The following is an 846-nucleotide window of genomic DNA, read 5'->3' as shown; positions in this document are numbered from 1 at the left end:
CGGGTCGCCGCCGGCCGACCCGACGGGGAAGCCGGGTCAGGCCGCCGCCGTGGCGGAGCGGCGCCGACGTGCCCGCAGGCACCTCACCAGCTCCTCCCCGTATGGCAGGGCGATCAGGCCGAGGATCGCCCCACCGACCCCGGCCAGGTAGCCGGTCGGCAGCGGCGGGCGCTTCAACCGGAGGGTCCACGCCCCCCGGTTCCGCGCGCCCCGCACCAGCGCCTGGATCTGCTCCCAGTGCAGGCAGGCCAGCGCACCGCACGCCATGAACGGCATGGACTCCAGGAAGCTGTGGATGTGCTGCTCGACGGGCCGGACCTCCCGACCGCTCTCCTCGGCGGTCGTGACGTCCCACAGCGCGGTGGCCTCGTGCGCCAGGATGGCGCCCAGGATGATCACCAGAACCAAGGGGTTGATCTCGCACAGCAGCGCGATGACGATGGGTACGCCGACCTCGGTCATCATCAGGGCGTGGATCAGCGACTCCTGGACGCCGGCGGTGTGCTCGATGTCGGTTCGCCGGTGCTGCGCCCAGTCGAGCAGGCCGGGGATGAACCAGGCGGGAAGCAGGCCGTACACGAGGTAGCGCAGCGTGGCGCTCTGGACGTCGTGCACCCGGGCGGGTACCCGCCGGCGCGGTCGGCCCAGTACTGCTGACCGGAGACGGGACAGCGGTGCGCGCATGCGCTCCTCCTCCATTCGCGGCGACGGACCGGCCCGGGACGTTCCCGAGGAGGACGTCCGCCCGGGCTGCGCCCCGGGTACCCGACCGCTCCCGGAGCAAACGAGCCACCACCGCCCCGCCGCCGAGGCGGCACGGCGGTGGCCCGCGCCAGTGAGGCGACC

At 73.6% G+C, this 846-nt stretch carries 1 protein-coding gene; it reads right to left on the bottom strand.

The window, feature by feature from the left end:
• Positions 1-36 precede the first annotated feature (36 nt).
• Positions 37-684, bottom strand: coding sequence for a diguanylate cyclase/phosphodiesterase (locus tag ACTIDRAF_RS0225215; RefSeq protein ID WP_211215430.1), 648 nt, complete (start codon positions 682-684; stop codon positions 37-39).
• Between the last annotated feature and the right edge of the window lie 162 nt (positions 685-846).

The organism is Actinoalloteichus spitiensis RMV-1378, from assembly GCF_000239155.1.
In the GTDB taxonomy this organism is placed as follows: domain Bacteria; phylum Actinomycetota; class Actinomycetes; order Mycobacteriales; family Pseudonocardiaceae; genus Actinoalloteichus_B; species Actinoalloteichus_B spitiensis.
This window is presented reverse-complemented; position numbering and strand designations above follow the sequence as displayed.

Coding starts and splice junctions, on each gene's coding strand:
- ACTIDRAF_RS0225215 (WP_211215430.1), bottom strand. CDS start 684: ATGCGCGCACCGCTGTCCCGTCTCCGGTCAGCAGTACTGGGCCGACCG.